The organism is Arthrobacter sp. G119Y2, assembly GCF_038069765.1.
Taxonomy (GTDB): Bacteria; Actinomycetota; Actinomycetes; order Actinomycetales; family Micrococcaceae; genus Arthrobacter_B.
In genome coordinates, this window is sequence record NZ_JBBPFS010000001.1 from 653,463 (window position 1) to 666,673 (window position 13,211).

Annotated in this window: 11 protein-coding genes; 6 read left to right on the forward strand and 5 right to left on the reverse strand. The window is 67.1% G+C overall.

All coding sequences use genetic code 11. The features are described from left to right. Positions 1-19 precede the first annotated feature (19 nt). Both WKB88_RS03100 and WKB88_RS03105 read left to right on the forward strand, forming a co-directional pair. Positions 20-1,399, forward strand: coding sequence for a sensor histidine kinase (locus WKB88_RS03100; RefSeq protein ID WP_341393077.1), 1,380 nt, complete (start codon positions 20-22; stop codon positions 1,397-1,399). Continuing rightward, a complete protein-coding gene (locus WKB88_RS03105) occupies positions 1,396-2,037 on the forward strand; it encodes a response regulator transcription factor (RefSeq protein ID WP_341393078.1) in 642 nt (213 codons plus the stop codon). Before WKB88_RS03100 ends, WKB88_RS03105 begins: the two co-directional genes overlap by 4 nt. Here WKB88_RS03105 and WKB88_RS03110 read toward each other — a convergent pair. Then, positions 2,024-3,742 carry an alpha-glucosidase gene (locus WKB88_RS03110; protein ID WP_341393079.1) on the reverse strand — a complete coding sequence of 573 codons (1,719 nt, stop codon included), beginning with the start codon at positions 3,740-3,742 and terminating at the stop codon, positions 2,024-2,026. The genes WKB88_RS03105 and WKB88_RS03110 overlap by 14 nt on opposite strands. Before the next feature lie 306 nt (positions 3,743-4,048). Here WKB88_RS03110 and WKB88_RS03115 point away from each other — a divergent pair, with 306 nt between their 5' ends. After that, on the forward strand, positions 4,049-5,260 hold the full coding sequence (locus WKB88_RS03115; RefSeq protein ID WP_341393080.1) for an MFS transporter: 1,212 nt from the start codon (positions 4,049-4,051) through the stop codon (positions 5,258-5,260). Between the two features lie 96 nt (positions 5,261-5,356). Then, a complete protein-coding gene (ligD, locus tag WKB88_RS03120; RefSeq protein WP_341393081.1) occupies positions 5,357-6,379 on the forward strand; it encodes a non-homologous end-joining DNA ligase in 1,023 nt (340 codons plus the stop codon). Positions 6,380-6,401: 22 nt separating this feature from the next. Here ligD and aztD read toward each other — a convergent pair whose 3' ends face one another. From aztD to aztB, 4 genes are all read right to left on the reverse strand, one after another. Next, complete coding sequence (gene aztD / locus WKB88_RS03125) at positions 6,402-7,676, reverse strand: zinc metallochaperone AztD (RefSeq protein WP_341393082.1); 1,275 nt, start codon at positions 7,674-7,676, stop codon at positions 6,402-6,404. 86 nt (positions 7,677-7,762) lie between these two features. Beyond that, positions 7,763-8,737: a zinc ABC transporter substrate-binding protein AztC gene (gene aztC / locus WKB88_RS03130; RefSeq protein WP_341393083.1), complete on the reverse strand. Its 975-nt coding sequence runs from the start codon at positions 8,735-8,737 to the stop codon at positions 7,763-7,765. Next, positions 8,734-10,005 (reverse strand): hypothetical protein, encoded by a 1,272-nt coding sequence (locus tag WKB88_RS03135; RefSeq protein ID WP_341393084.1) that lies wholly within the window; start codon positions 10,003-10,005, stop codon positions 8,734-8,736. Before WKB88_RS03135 ends, aztC begins: the two co-directional genes overlap by 4 nt. A 5-nt stretch (positions 10,006-10,010) precedes the next feature. After that, complete coding sequence (gene aztB / locus WKB88_RS03140) at positions 10,011-10,910, reverse strand: zinc ABC transporter permease AztB (protein WP_341393208.1); 900 nt, start codon at positions 10,908-10,910, stop codon at positions 10,011-10,013. A 74-nt stretch (positions 10,911-10,984) separates the two neighbouring features. Here aztB and aztA point away from each other — a divergent pair, with 74 nt between their 5' ends. Further along, on the forward strand, positions 10,985-11,680 hold the full coding sequence (gene aztA / locus WKB88_RS03145; protein ID WP_341393085.1) for a zinc ABC transporter ATP-binding protein AztA: 696 nt from the start codon (positions 10,985-10,987) through the stop codon (positions 11,678-11,680). Positions 11,681-11,749: 69 nt separating this feature from the next. Then, positions 11,750-13,132 (forward strand): Na+/H+ antiporter NhaA, encoded by a 1,383-nt coding sequence (nhaA, locus tag WKB88_RS03150; protein WP_341393086.1) that lies wholly within the window; start codon positions 11,750-11,752, stop codon positions 13,130-13,132. The last annotated feature ends 79 nt before the right edge of the window (positions 13,133-13,211 follow it).

Genomic DNA, 13,211 nt, shown 5'->3' on the forward strand with positions numbered 1-13,211 from the left:
GGCACCCTAGGCTGGAGGAATGAATGCCCGTGCCCTCCGCCGACCCTTGCCAGAGGTGGCGGAGCCTGACGGCGCGGAGATGTGGACTGACGGCAGGGGTGCAGCGGCCGCTTCAGGTCCGCCCGCAGGCGGATCATCGGGGGACGTGGTGCTGCGCGCACTGCGCACCGCCCTGCATGCGGCCTTTGCCGGTTTGCTGCTGCTGGCCGTGGTGCAAATGACCCTGGCGCCGCCCGCCCTGCCGGCACAGGTCTGCGCGTACGTCCTGAGTCTTGTGCTGGCAGGGGTCTACCTGGCCGGGACAGCCACTGAGAAACGGTTCGCCACCACGGGCAGGGGCCCGGACCCCACCCGCTACGGTCCCGTCTGGCTGGCTCTTGTGACTGCGCTGTGGCTGTGCCTGCTGATCATCAGTCCCGAGTTCTCCTGGGTGGCCTTCCCGCTGTTCTTTCTGGACCTGCATCTGCTGCGCACCGCTCCGGCGCTCGCTGCCGTTGCCCTGACTACGGCAGCCGTCATCGCCGCGCAGTTCTCACGTGCCGGCGAGCCGACGGCACCGGCCCTCCTGGGCCCGGCCATCGGTGCACTGTTTGCCGTGATCATGGGCAGTGCCTACTCTGCCCTGCACCGGGAGAGCGTGAACCAGCGCCGGGCGCTTGCCGAGCTGCAGCGCACCAGGGGTGAGCTTGCTGCGTCCCAGCACGACGCCGGCATGCTGGCCGAGCGCGAACGGCTGGCCCGGGAAATCCACGACACCCTTGCCCAGGGGCTGTCCAGCATCGTGCTGCTGGCCCGTGCCGCCGGCAGCGCCCTGGACAACGGAGACCCGGCACTGGCGCGCGAACGGATTACCCTGGTGCAGAGCACGGCAGCCGAGAACCTGGCCGAGGCCCGCAGGTTTGTCCGCGGCCTGGCCGCTGCGCCGCTGGAACGCGGTTCCCTCGATACCCGCCTTGCCGCGCTCTGCTCCGACACTTCCCGGCGTTCAGCGGCCGGAGGGAAGCGGCTCGAGTGCGTTTTCCGGGTGGACGGAACGCCGGTACCGCTCCACGCAGCCTACGAGGCAACACTGCTGCGCGCGGCACAGTCGCTGCTGGCCAACGTCCTCTCCCACGCTGATGCCTCCTCCGCCGTCGTCACGCTGGAATACTCGCGGGATTCGGTGGCGCTTGACGTGTTCGACGACGGCGCGGGCTTTGACCCTGCAGCTCTTCCCGCGGGACCGCGGACCGACGGCTCCGGCTTCGGACTGCTGTCGCTGCGCGAACGGGTTGCCGACCTGCACGGCAGCCTCAACGTCGAGTCAGCCCCGGGCGAGGGGACAGCAGTGGCCCTGCGGCTGCCGTTAGGCAACGGGCTGACTGGACCAGAGAAGATCGAAACAGAGAAGAACGCATGAATCCCCTCCGGATCCTTTTGGTTGATGACCATCCCGTGGTGCGGGCCGGACTGCGCGCCATGCTGGGGGACTTCGAGGGGGTGGAAGTGGCCGCCGAAGCCGCGGACGGCGCTGCCGCCCTCACGGAACTCGATCGGCTGCAGGCACTGGGAACCCCGGCGGACGTAGTCCTGATGGATCTGCAGATGGGCCAGGGCATGGACGGAGTCACGGCCACCAGGAAGATCCGCGCCGCCCAGGGCCCGCCGGTGCTGATCCTGACAACCTACGACAGCGACGCCGATATCCTCGCGGCCATCGATGCCGGAGCGGCCGGCTACATGCTCAAGGACGCAGCACCCGAAGAGATCCGCAGCGCCGTTGCCGCTGCTTCCGAAGGACGGACAGCACTGGCTCCGCAGGTCGCCGGGCGGCTGTTGGGCCAGCTGCGGAACCCTGAAACGACCCTGAGTCCGCGCGAGCTGGAACTGCTGGAGTTGCTTGCCGACGGCATGGCCAACCGCGCGATGGCCCGGGCTCTCTACATTTCCGAAGCCACCGTCAAAACCCATTTGGTGCACATTTACGAGAAACTCGGCGTGGACAACAGGACGGCGGCCGTCAACGAGGCACGCAAGCGCCGGATTATCCGCCGCTAGGGCTGCTGTTCCCGGACAACCGGTGGATCCGTGCTTCCCAGGGCCGGAGCATGTCAGGATCACCGGCCCTGGCGTAGTTGCCCAGCACCAGCCGGGCCGGGCGCGTATAGGCCGGCACGGCCAGCGGGTCATCGGACACGTTGCACATCACGCCCAGTTCCTCGTTCCCCAGCCGGCGGCGGAAAGCAAACAGCGCCGGGTCGCTGGGGTCCATCAGCTCGAAGTCGCCCAGCGCGACAACGGGGGAGGCATGGCGCAGGGCGATCAGCCGCTGGTAGTAACGGAACACCGACTGCGCCGCGCTCCGGTCCGCCTCGACATTGACGGTTTGATAATTGGGGTTGACGTCAATCCAGGGTGTGCCGGAGGTAAAACCGGCGTTGGGTCCGTCATTCCACTGCATGGGAGTGCGCGCGTTGTCCCGGCTCACCCGGTTCATGAGAGCAAGTACGTGCTCCGCGGCAATCCCGCGGCTGACGGCAAATTCATAGAAGGCCAGCGACTCAACATCCCGGTACTGGTCCAGCGAGGTAAAGTCGGCATTGGTCATGCCGATCTCCTCGCCCTGATAGATGAAGGGCGTGCCGCGCTGCAGGTGCAGGATCGTGGCCCACAGCGTGGCGGATTCGTAGCGGTACTCGGCGTCGTTTCCGAAACGCGAAACCAAACGCGGCTGGTCATGGTTGCCCAGGTAGAGGCTGTTCCAGCCGCGGTCCGACAGCGCACGCTGCCATCGGTTCGCGATGGTTTTGAAGTCCTGCAGCTTCAGAGGCAGATGGTTCCATTTGCCGCCTGGGCCCTGGTCCAGCCGCATGTGTTCGAAATGGAAGACCATGTCCAGTTCCCCGCGCAGCGGGTCGGTGAAGAGCACTGCCTCGTCGACCGTCACGCCGTCGGTTTCTCCCACCACCAGGTAATCGGTGTCCCGATAGCTGAAGACGGCCCGCATCATTTCCTGGAGGAACTCGTGGACCCGGGGGCCGGACACAAAGAAGGGGGAGCCGTCCGCATACATACCGCCCGTGGACACCGGGCTGTCCGGCAGGGAGGGCCGCTTGGAAATGAAGTTGATGGCGTCCATGCGGAAACCGTCGATGCCGCGGTCCAGCCACCAGTTCATCATTTCGTACACGCGGTGGCGGACCCGGGTGCTCTCCCAGTTCAGATCCGGCTGGTGCGGGCTGAAGAGGTGCAGGTAGTACTGCTCCGTTCCGGGGTGATAGGTCCAGACGCTGCCGCCGAAAACCGAACCCCAGTTATTGGGTTCGGCTCCCGGTTCATCCGGAGAAAAGCCGCGCCTGGGGTCCCGCCATAAGTAGGAGTCCCGCGACACGTTGCTGCGGGAGGACGATGACACGAGAAAAGCCGAGTGCTCATCCGAGGTGTGGTTTACCACGAGGTCCATGATGAGCTTCATGCCGCGCCCGTGAACCTCGGCCAGCAGCCGGTCGAATTCCTCCTCGGTGCCGAACAATGCGTCAATCCGCCAGTAGTTGCTGATGTCGTAGCCGTTGTCGTGCTGGGGGGACTGGTGGATGGGCGAGAGCCAGAGCACATCCACGCCGAGCTCGCTGAGATAGTCCAGGTTGTTGATGATGCCGGTCAGATCGCCGACGCCGTCGCCCGAGCTGTCGGCAAAGCTGCGGGTGTAGATCTGGTAGACAACGGCGTTGGTCCACCAGGCCGGCTTGTAAGGATTCCTCATCGAACAGCGGTCCTTTCGCAGGCCCGGACGGACGGCGCGGCACGGCCGGGAGTGGGACCGGGCGGCTTCCAGCTTATGTTCGGGTGCGGGTCAGTGACAGGTCGGCAGCCGTGCAGGAGCCCCAGGGATCACAAATGGGAACCCGCCGCCCGCGCGCCGGGCGACCGGGGCATTTTGTTCAACAACTTGAGGAGGCGTAACGTAGTGGCGCCGGTCCCCGCGGCCAGCGGGGCCGGAAACACGCACTGCACAAGTCCCGGGCCTGCTCAAGGTTCGGCCTGTGCAATTTTATTTGAGGAGCAATCGGTGACGCGCGGCGGTCAGAAACTGTGGACCAAGGGGTTTGTCCTCGCAATTATCACCAACTTTTTCCTGTCCCTGGTGTTCTACCTGCTGATGACCACCATGGCGCTGTATGCCGTGGAGCAGTTCGCGGCATCGGACAGCGCGGCAGGGTTTGCGTCGGGTTCCTTCGTCATCGGGGCGCTTGTGGCCCGCGTCTTCAGCGGCAAGTTCCTGGACTTCGTCGGGCGGCGCAGACTGCTGCTCTGCGGTCTCGCTGTCTTTGCGGCTGCTGCGCTGCTGTACCCCCTGGCTGACAGCCTCGCCGTGCTGCTCGCCATCCGGCTGCTTCACGGAGCGGCGTTCGGTGCTGCCAGCACCTCAATCTCGGCATCGGTCATGGGTCTCATCCCGGTCCGCAGGCGCGGCGAGGGCACCGGCTACTTTGGCATCTCGACGACGCTGGCCACCGCCGTCGGGCCCTTCCTCGCCGTGCTGATCGTGGACAGCATGACCTACGATTTCCTCTTCCTGGCCAGCGCCGGCTGTGCGGGCCTTGCCCTGGTGACCGCACTGATGCTGAAGCTGCCCGAGCGCACGCCGACGGCGGCGGAACAGGCGCGCAAGTGGCGGCTGCGGTTCAGCGACATCCTGGATCCGGCCGCGCTGCCCATCGCCTCCATCATGTTTGTTGCGGGAGCCTCCTACGCCGGCATCCTCACCTTCATCAACTCCTACGCACAGTCGGAAAACCTCGTGACGGCCGCCAGCGCCTTCTTCCTCGTGTATGCCGCCGTCGTCCTGGTCTCGCGGCTCTTCATGGGACGGCTGCAGGACACCTACGGCGACAACGCGGTCATCTATCCGACACTGGTGTCCTTTGCCGCAGGCCTGGCCCTGCTGGCGTGGGCGCCCAACGGTTTGGTCCTGGCGGCGGCCGGCGTGTTTGTCGGCATCGGCTTCGGCGCGCTGGTCCCCACCGCACAGGCTGTGGCTGTCACCATGGCTCCGCCGCACCGGATCGGGCTGGCCACCTCCACCTACTTCATCATGATGGACGCCGGAGTTGGCCTGGGTCCGCTGGTTCTTGGCGCCCTGGTTCCGGTGACCGGTTTCCACGGCATGTACTGGCTGCTGGCCGGATGCATCCTGGCCACCACTGTGCTCTACCACTTTGTGCACGGACACAAGAAGTACCGCCGGGGCGCGGAGGGTGAACCGGCCGCCGCTGACTGACACCGGGCCTCCCGTCACCGCACCGGCGACACCCGGTCCGCCGGCACCGACACACCGCACCGTGACCCTCCGCGGAATCCGGAGTAGGTTATCGCCATGGCCGGCAAAGCAACCACCCTGACAGTCCCCGGTCCGCACGGCGAGCGCGAGATGCGGATTTCCAGCCCCGACCGGGTCCTCTGGCCCGAGCTGGGCCTGACCAAGCTTGACCTGGCCCGCTACGTGGCCGAGGTTGGCAGCGCCTTCATTGCTGCCAACGGTGACCGCCCTGTCTCGCTGCAGCGGTTCCCGGAGGGAATCGACGGTGAACAGTTCTTCTCGAAAAACCCGCCCAGGGGCGCCCCGGACTTCATCCGCGCCGTCACCGTCACGTACCCCAGCGCCCGCGCCCACCCGCAGCTGGTCCTCGATGAACCGGCTGCAGCGGTCTGGGCCGTCCAGATGAACACGGTGGTGTTTCATCCCTGGCCGTCCCGGACCGAAGACACGGACAACCCCGACCAGCTGCGCATCGACCTGGACCCCCAGCCCGGCACGGATTTTGACGACGCCGTACCGGCGGCGATCGAGCTGCGCGGGGTGCTGGCTGAGGCGGGGCTGGAGGCGTTCATCAAGACCTCGGGCAACCGCGGGCTGCACGTGTACGCACCGATCATCCCGGACCACGAGTTCCTCGACGTCCGGCACGCCGTCATCGCCGCCGCACGCGAGTTGGAACGCCGGATGCCGGACCGCGTCACCACTGCGTGGTGGAAGGAGGAACGCGGGCAGAACATTTTTGTGGACTTTAACCAGGCGAACCGGGACCGCACCATTGCCGGTGCGTACAGCCCGCGGGCGCTGCCGCACGCACCGGTGTCGGCCCCGCTGACCTGGGACGAACTCGAAGCAGCCGACCCGCGGGACTTCACCATCCTCACCGTGCCGGAGCGGCTGCGCACCGTGGGGGATCCGTGGGCGGACATGGGCACCAACCCCGGCAGCATCGACGTGCTGCTGCAGTGGTGGCAGCGGGACCTGGACAACGGGCTGGGCGAAATGCCGTTTCCGCCGGACTATCCCAAGATGCCCGGCGAGCCGATGCGGGTCCAGCCCAGCCGGGCCCGGAAAAAGGACTGACCGCACCGGACCCGGCCGCCTCCTAGCTGTGCGAGTGGACCTGCCCGGCAGCCCCGGTCAGTTCATTGGGAGTCTGTTCCAGCTTGCCGCTTCCGGTGACGGTTCCGGACTCGATGTCCACGGCGATAACGGTGTTCGCGGACGGATCCGTGACGTAGGCCGTGTGGTCCACGACGGTGAGCGTGGGCCGCGGCTGCTGCCATTCCAGCGGCTCTTCCCAGGGCTCCACCACCGCCGTGCTGGAAACCAGTTCTCCGGTCTCGGGGTCGATGGTGTGCAGTGCACCGTCGGTCCCCAGGACCAGGGCTTCGCCGTGGGGTCCGCGGGCCAGCGAACGGAAGCTGTAGCTGGTTCCCAGATCCACGAGCTGCAGCTGCTTGGTTGCGGTGTTGATCAGGGAAATCCGTTCCGGCCGTTCCAGCTCCGCATCCGGATCCGACTTGTAGTCGCCCAGCGTCACCGGAGACTCTTCACTGCCGGCCTGGTTGCCGATCCGGCCGTAGGCGTCCGGGCTGTCAATCTTGGTGATCGCGCCGTCGTCGTACACCAGCACGCCGGTCTCGCAACCGATGACCACCGCTTCCCCCGCGGCCGTGGCTTCCCCGTGCACACCGGGGCAGTCCTCGTTGCGGACAATTTCCCCGCGGTTGGAATCCAGGACGGTAATGCCGGGGCGCTCCTCGTCATTACCCAGGGTCAGCACCAGCTCCCCGTTGGAGAGCTCAACCGCTACTCCGTGGTGGGCTTCGGCTGCGGTGTGGGTTTCAGTGTCGGGTTTCTCTCCGCGGGCCAGCCCGGCGAGGTCCGCCGTGTCGAACGATTCCACTGCTCCGGTGCCGTCGCTGAACAGGACGGTGCGTCCCGCGTGGTGCACCACGTGGCCGGGCTTGCTGGTGTCGAATTCAAGGCCGGTCAGCACCGGGTCGGAGGTGCGGTGCGTGCCGTCGTCGTCGGTCCAGGTGCCGGTGTCCAGAACCTTGAAAGCATCCGCCGTGGAAATGATGACGTGCCGGCCGTCGCCGGCGGGATTGATGCGGTTGAATCCGCTCATCTCGAAGTCGGCCAGGACCTGCAGGGTTTCGCCGTCGAGCACCTGCACCCCGCCGTCGTAGGTGGTGACAAGGCGCGGCGAAGCTTCCGGCGATTCGTGCCCGGAAGCATCCGGCGAGCCGGCGGAGGCGGCCGCGGGGGACGGGTCCGGAGCAGCCGGAGTTTGACCGGTGCCGCAGCCGGCCAGCAGGAGCGCGGCGACGGAGAGCGCTGCGGCGCGGCGGAGGGATGGGGCTGACAGGGTCATGAGGGTCCTTCTTTCGGTGGGGATATAACAGGGATGCCAAAGCGGCGGAAGCCGCCGGCGGGTGGACAAACTTTTGCGCGGGGCGTTCAGCGGCTGAGGGCGGCGGCGATGCGTTCAGTGTTGGTGCGCATCATCTCCAGATAGCTCTCGGCGCCCGAACCGCCAGTTCCCAGGGACTCGGTGAACAACCCGACGACGGCAACGTTCAGCCCGGCTTCCTCCGCGAGCACCCGGGCCAGGAGGTCCGGCTGGGAAGAGTCCGTAAAGATGGCCGGAACTGCCGCCGCCCGGATCTTTGCTGCCAGGTCATCGAGATCCGAAGAGCTGGGTGAGGCCAGCGTGGTGCCGCCGGGAATGACGGCTCCCGTCAGGGTGAATCCGAACCGGGACGCCAGGTAACCAAAAACGTGGTGGTTGGTGACCAGGCTGCGCCGGTCAGCGGGAATTGCCGCAAATTCGCTTTCCATCCAGGTCTCGAGTTCCTCGATTTGCGCACGGTAGGCAGCGGCCTGGCTGCGGACCGCTGCCGCATCCGCCGACGGCACGTTCTCGGTCACTGCCCCGGCTATCAGGTCGGCGGCGCCGGCCATCCGCTGCGGATCTGTCCAGAAGTGCGGGTCCGGAACGCCGTCGGCGGCGCCGTCGGCAGTGAACGGCAGCGGGTCCAGGGAATCGGCCACGGCCAGCACCGGTACGCCCTGGTCCGCGGCAGCATCAACATGGCGCAGTACTCCCTCCTCCAGTCCGAGCCCGTTGGCGATGATCAATTCCGCAGATTCCAGCTCCGCCGCCTGCCGGGCGGAGATGCCAAAGGAATGGGGGTCGCTTCCCGCTTCCATCAACACGACGACGTTGGCCTCATCCCGGACGATGTTCTCCACCACGTCGCCGAGGATGTTGGTGGTGACGACGATGGTGCCGCGGGATTCTGCGGACTCCGCCAGCGCGGTGCATCCGCTGAGCACCGTTCCGGCGGCCAGGGCAAGGGCGGCCGCTCGAACGCGTGCAGAAACCCGGGAGCGGCGGGAAGGGGGCAGCGATACGCCCTGCGCGGCCGTCATCGTCCGGTCTCCACCAGCAGCCGCGCGGACAGTCCGGTGCCGAGTTCCCGGGCCGTGCGCAGCCCGTCCGCATAGTCGATCTCGAGGACGGCGCCTGCTTCATTGAGGACATAGGCACGTTCCGGATCAATTTCCAGTGCCGGAGCGGAACCGGCGGCGGGCGGGCCGGCCAACGGTGCGCTGGCTTCAAGCGCACCGTCAGCAACTGTCAGGGACAGCAGCGATCCGCTGACCCCAAGCGCCAGGACGCGCGCGCCGTCGCCGGCTGCCGCAGCGGCCGCCAACGGTTCCTCCGTGGCCAGCAGCCGCCAGGTTCCCGCGGCAGTGTCCAAATGCCAGGCCCCGGCGGTACCGGCCACGGCGGCCAGCTCGTCGGATCCGGACCGCGCATCAAAGGCGCGCGCCCGGTCGGCGCCGGCAGGCAGTCCGGCTGCCGGGTAGGGAAGATGCGTGGCCGTGATCCTGCCGGCCTCGGCGGTTACGAGCAGTGCACCGTCAGCACACCCGAACACGACGCCCGTGCGGGTTACCGCGTGGCCTTCCAGCTCCGGGCACCCGGCCCCGGGCAGGGGCAGCTCCCTGCCGTCCGGCGAGTAAAGCCCCACGGCGGAGGCCAGCTCAGCGCCCGGTTCTGCCTGCGAGACCAGATAGCTGCCCTCAAACGGGACGGCTGCACCGCGGTGGGCGGTGACCTTGAAGCTCACCGGGTCCACCGTGCCCTCCGCCAGGTCATCGTGGTCCACGGCAGTCACCGTGCCGTCGCCAAAAAAGACGGCCGTCTGTCCGTTGTTGCCGGCAATGGCTCCCGGGCGGTCTCCGGTGAGGCTCCCGACGTCTCCGGGGTCTGCCGAGTAGTAGTGCTTGTGGTCTCCGTGCGGCACGGTCCAACCGCCGGAATCCACAATCCGGACCGTCCCTTCCTGCGGGTTGCTCAGGAAGACGAACCTGTCCGTACCGGTGGCAGCGGAAGTACCGGGAAAGGTGCCGACAGGGCTGACGGTTCCGCTGACCGGATCGGTGACCGTGACCTCGCCGCCGGGACCGACGGCAGTGAGCCGCACCTGGGGTTCGGCAGCTTCTTCGGCGCCGGGGACGTAGCCGTGCGGCTCCGTCCCCTCCGCGCTGCCGGCAGCGGCAGTGCGGCTGGAATCAGGTGCAGGGCTGACATCGGCGGGATCGCTGCCGCAGCCGGCGAGCAGCAAAACAGCGGCCGAGACGGTGCAGGCCAGCCTGACCGTGGCGGTGAAGGGGGCGGTGGGAGGGGACATGCGTATTAGCTCCTTGTGCTGGGGGAAAGGCGGGACGTATCGGCGGACAGGGCCGGACGGCGTGAACGGCGGCAGCGGGAACGGCGGCGCACCCGGTGTAGCAGCGGCTGCAGTGCGCAGGCGAGAAAGAACACCAGGACGGCGACGGCGGTGATGGTCGCCCCGGCGGCCGTGGCGGCATGCCAGGAGATCAGGAGGCCGGCGGCAACGCTGAAGGATCCGACGGCGGCAGCTCCGAGCATCATGGCCGGCACGGTGCTGCTCCACAGCCGGGACGCTGCCGCGGGCGCAATCAGCAGCCCGAAGACCAGCAGGGTTCCGACCACCTGGAACGACGCCGAGATGGCGATGATCATCATGGCCATCAGGACCCCGTGGGCAAGCTTGGGGTGCAGGCCGAGCGTCGCGGCTTTCCGGGTGTCAAAGGCAGCGGCGGTAAAGGCCCGGTGGAATGCCGCGGCCAGAACGCAGGTAACCAGCAGTGCGGCTGCCAGGACAGCCAGGTCGCGGGGGCGCACTGCCAGAATGTCGCCGAAGAGAATGCCCGTCAGGTCCACGGCGAAGGACCCGGACCGGGAAATGATGATGACTCCCAGCGCCAGCATTCCGGCAAACAGCAGGCCGATCGCCGTGTCCTGGGACAAACGCCGGCTGCGGCCCGCTGCACTGATTCCGGCAGCCATGACAGCAGCGCTGGCGGCGGCGCCGAGCAGGGGGTTGAAGCCCAGCAGAGCGGCGGCGGCCACGCCGGGGAGCATCCCGTGGGACATCGCATCGCCGAGGAACGCCATGCCGCGCAGGACGATCCAGGTGCCGGCCACGGCGCACAGCACAGCGGCCAGCAGCCCGGCAAGCAGGGCACGTTGGACAAATACGACCGCGAACGGTTCAAGCAACCAAGTCATCACGGATGAACCCTACAATAGATAATGAGAATCAGTTGCAATAAGGCAATCTGATGGACTTCGGAGGCAGAAATATGCAGGCGTACACCCTTGAATCAGTGGCCTTCCGCTATCCGGGACGTGAGGTGTTCCGGGATCTGTCCATCACGATCGAGCGCGCGGCGCTGACCGCACTCGTGGGGGATAACGGGTCAGGGAAGTCAACCCTGCTGTCCCTGCTGGCAGGAGTCGGCAAGCCGCACGCCGGCCGCGTGCAGGCGCACCTGCCGGGCCGCCCGGCCCTGGTGGTGCAGCAGTCGGCGGCCGCAGGCGCGTTTCCGGTCACCGTTCGCGGTGCCGTGGCCATGGGCCGCTGGGGAAGGGCAGGGCTGGCGGGCCGGATGACCCGCAGCGACCGGCAGGCGGTGGAACGGGCAATGGAGCGAATGGATATCCGTTCCCTGGCGGCTGAACCGCTGGGGGAACTCTCCGGGGGTCAGCGGCAGCGGGCGCTGGTGGCCCAGGGGCTGGCACAGGAAGCGCAGGTCCTCCTCCTTGATGAGCCGGACGCGGGCTTGGACGAGCACGCACGGGAGCTGATCGGCCAGGCACTGCAGGCCGAAGCGGCACGGGGAGTGACGGTAGTCGAAGCCACCCACGACCTCGCGAGGGCACGGGCTGCACAGCACTGTGTTCTGCTGGCCGGCGGCCGGGCAACAGCGCACGGGGTGCCGGGCAACCCACTGCCGGGCAGCGGTAACGGGTTCGAACAGAGGCTGAATTTCCCGTAAGGTGGAACGAAGGTGCGCCGGGAAGTCTGGTCGGCAATAACATTGTCGACCGCTTTTTCAGGAGTCCCCGTGCAGCACCCCAACAACTCTCCGGAACCCGCTTCCGCCCCCAGCGACCGCCCCCGCCTTTTCAGCCGCGGAAGTTACAGCGAGAAACTCCGGATTGGCGAAATCCTGCGCAAGGAGACCGTCGGAGGCCTGCTGCTGGTGGCAGCGGCAGTAATCGCCCTGGTCTGGGCCAACTCACCGCTTTCTGACAGCTACTTCGCCCTGCGGGACTTCGAGATCGGCTACGAGCCCTGGCATCTGCAGCTAAGCCTGGGCGCCTGGGCCGCAGACGGCCTGCTCGCCGTCTTCTTCTTCCTGGTGGGCCTGGAGCTCAAACGTGAGTTCGTGGCCGGTGACCTGCGGAACGTCAGCAAGGCCATTGTTCCGGTGGCCGCGGCTGTCGGCGGCGTCGTGGTCCCCGCAGCCATTTATGCGGTCATCAACCTGAGCAGCCCGGAAACCCTCAACGGGTGGGCCATCCCCACAGCCACCGACATCGCCTTTGCCGTGGCTGTCCTCGCGATCATCGGCTCCCACCTGCCGTCCGCCCTGCGGATCTTCCTGCTGACCCTTGCAGTGGTTGATGACCTGCTGGCGATCACGATCATTGCCGTCTTCTACACCGAGGACCTTCAGCTCACGCCGCTGCTGCTGGCCCTGGCCGGGCTTGCCGTCTACACCTTCCTCGCCCAGAAATACCGCCGCTTCTTCGGACTGAAGGCCTCCGCCGCCTGGTTCATCCTGCTGCCGATCGGCGTCGTCGTCTGGGCCCTGGTGCACGCCTCCGGAATCCACGCCACCGTTGCCGGAGTGCTGCTGGGCTTCGCGGTTCCCGTGATCCGCAGCAAAGCCAGCGGCGGGCCCGAGGCCGGCCCCGGCCTCTCCGAGATTTTCGAACACCGCTTCCGCCCCCTGTCCGCCGGTTTTGCGGTTCCCGTTTTTGCCTTCTTCTCGGCCGGCGTTGCGGTGGGCGGCTGGGACGGTTTTGTCTCCTCGCTGACCGATCCCATTTCCGTCGGCATCATCGCCGGCCTGGTGCTGGGCAAGCCGATCGGCATCCTCGCAACCACCTGGCTGCTGACCAAGGTGACCCGCGCCTCCCTGGATGCCTCGTTCAAGTGGATCGACCTCTTCGGCGTCGCGTTGCTGGCCGGAATCGGCTTTACCGTTTCTCTGCTGGTCGCGGACCTGAGCTTCGGCCTCGACACGCTGGCCAATGACCACGCCAAGGTGGGAATCCTGACGGCCTCGATCCTGGCCGCGCTGCTGGCAGCGGTGGTTCTGTCCCGCCGCAACCGCCATTACCGTGCGGTTGAGGAGGAGGAGAACATCGACGACGACGGCGACGGTGTTCCCGACGTGTATCAGCAGTCCAAGACGGTGCATTCTCCCCGCCACGACTAAGCCGGGCCGGGCTAACGCGGTCCGGCTTATCCGGTCCGGCAATTTACCGGGGAAACTGATTCCGCCGGGTAAATTGCCG

Bases quoted from the DNA above. Each gene is read 5' to 3' on its own strand.
- WKB88_RS03100 (WP_341393077.1), top strand. From the start codon at position 20: ATGAATGCCCGTGCCCTCCGCCGACCCTTGCCAGAGGTGGCGGAGCCT.
- WKB88_RS03105 (WP_341393078.1), top strand. From the start codon at position 1,396: ATGAATCCCCTCCGGATCCTTTTGGTTGATGACCATCCCGTGGTGCGG.
- WKB88_RS03110 (WP_341393079.1), bottom strand. From the start codon at position 3,742: ATGAGGAATCCTTACAAGCCGGCCTGGTGGACCAACGCCGTTGTCTAC.
- ligD (WP_341393081.1), top strand. From the start codon at position 5,357: ATGGCCGGCAAAGCAACCACCCTGACAGTCCCCGGTCCGCACGGCGAG.
- aztD (WP_341393082.1), bottom strand. From the start codon at position 7,676: ATGACCCTGTCAGCCCCATCCCTCCGCCGCGCCGCAGCGCTCTCCGTC.
- aztC (WP_341393083.1), bottom strand. From the start codon at position 8,737: ATGACGGCCGCGCAGGGCGTATCGCTGCCCCCTTCCCGCCGCTCCCGG.
- WKB88_RS03135 (WP_341393084.1), bottom strand. From the start codon at position 10,005: ATGTCCCCTCCCACCGCCCCCTTCACCGCCACGGTCAGGCTGGCCTGC.
- aztB (WP_341393208.1), bottom strand. From the start codon at position 10,910: ATGACTTGGTTGCTTGAACCGTTCGCGGTCGTATTTGTCCAACGTGCC.
- aztA (WP_341393085.1), top strand. From the start codon at position 10,985: ATGCAGGCGTACACCCTTGAATCAGTGGCCTTCCGCTATCCGGGACGT.